Annotated in this window: 1 protein-coding gene; it reads right to left on the reverse strand. The window is 29.2% G+C overall.

Going from position 1 to position 1,516, the window contains the following annotated elements; translation table 11 throughout:
• Nucleotides 1-285 precede the first annotated feature (285 nt).
• The gene (locus Q0945_RS15855) at nt 286-1,398 is read right to left on the reverse strand and encodes a hypothetical protein (protein ID WP_299436591.1); all 1,113 of its coding nucleotides are present in this window, start codon (nt 1,396-1,398) and stop codon (nt 286-288) included.
• Between the last annotated feature and the right edge of the window lie 118 nt (nt 1,399-1,516).

A 1,516-nucleotide genomic window follows, 5' to 3' on the forward strand; every position in this document is an offset into this window, starting at 1 on the left:
AATTCACACCTGAGTGAGCATTCCGTCTGAGTGCGTAATTTTTCATTTAAAAAGTCAGCCACGAGAATTTTAATACTATCGAAATTTTGATGTCGAACCATTAAAGGTAACGGTTTTGTATAAGATTAGTGTGGGAGTTGATAATCGTGAGATTATCAGCCTAACACGAAGCTTATACTTATTTTGTGTTTTTATCTTGTCGACCTAAAAATAGATAAATAAGTTTAAGCGGACTTTTTAAATAAACCAAAACTTTGGTCTGAACCATAAAAACCCACATTAATTTTATACTGTGTTACCCAATGTTTTGTTTTTCAGAATAGACTCGGCAATTTCAACAGCAAACTTTTGATATTTATTTTTATTTTCGATTATGTTTCTTAATTCATCCTCAGATTTGTTCTCAAAGTTTAGTCTCATTTTTTCAATTCGAGTTTTAGGTTTGTGAACTTCTTTGTTTTTCTTTGTTTCTTTTTTGATTCTAGTTTTTTCTATAGTTTCTAAATCATTTATCTCATCTAATAAAAACGGTTTTGGTATACTAGAAAATTCAGGTAAAGGCATATTGTTTTCATTAGCTATCTCACATTGATTTTCATATTTTTTTTGCCACAAAAATAATTCAGTTCCAAATAATTGTTCTACATATAAAGTAAAACTCCATGCGAAACCAATATATACAATGCATAAATACCATGATATATCATTAAATTGAATCTTAGTTTTGTTGCTGATGAAAAACATAATAGAAGGAGGTAAATACAAAATAAATTGAACACCTAAAGTGATTATAAACCCTTCAATAAAGTTGGTTGTCCTATATCCTACAATTGAGATCCCTCTTTTAAAAGAATCAACAAATCCTTTTTTTTCCCACGCGAAAGCTGGAATCATTATAAACATTGCCATTCGAAGAGCTTTAATCAGCATGTCAATAGTAAATGTTGACCATGATAATGAATCTGCTCCTGCAAGAGTTTTTGCGATGTTCTCTGCGGATTCTTCTTGAGTTCCGTTATTTTTCTTTTTCGAAAACATTACCTTTAATAAAACAAGAAAATACCATGTTAAACTCCATAGCAAGGCTAATTTAATAATTTGCCAAATGTTTTTAAAGAAAGAGTCGTATACTGCTTTCGAGAGACTCATTTTAAATCCATATTCATCTTGTTCTATTAATTCAACTAGAATAGAGTTTGAAAAAATGAGAGAAAATGAAATTGTTAAAAAGAAAAAATAACCATAAACCAATTGTTCACTTGAACTGTAATTATCCCAAGGAAAATGCCATTTAAAATATATAACTCCAGTTGCCATTATTATCCATGTAATAAACAAAGGAAAAATTAATATTGGATATCTTTTAAAAAGGTTTATTGCTGAATTAATTGTTTCCATTTAAATTGATTTGTTTTGGTCGGAAATATTGGGTAACGTCTCGGCTATGATTTCGGACTGGGAAAGTATAGGCTAACCAGTCAGCCAGAGATAAATTTTTAAAATTAATATTTTACAT

It is taken from the genome of uncultured Maribacter sp. (assembly GCF_947500405.1).
Taxonomy (GTDB): domain Bacteria; phylum Bacteroidota; class Bacteroidia; order Flavobacteriales; family Flavobacteriaceae; genus Maribacter_B.

Bases quoted from the DNA above. Each gene is read 5' to 3' on its own strand.
- Q0945_RS15855 (WP_299436591.1), bottom strand. From the start codon at position 1,398: ATGGAAACAATTAATTCAGCAATAAACCTTTTTAAAAGATATCCAATA.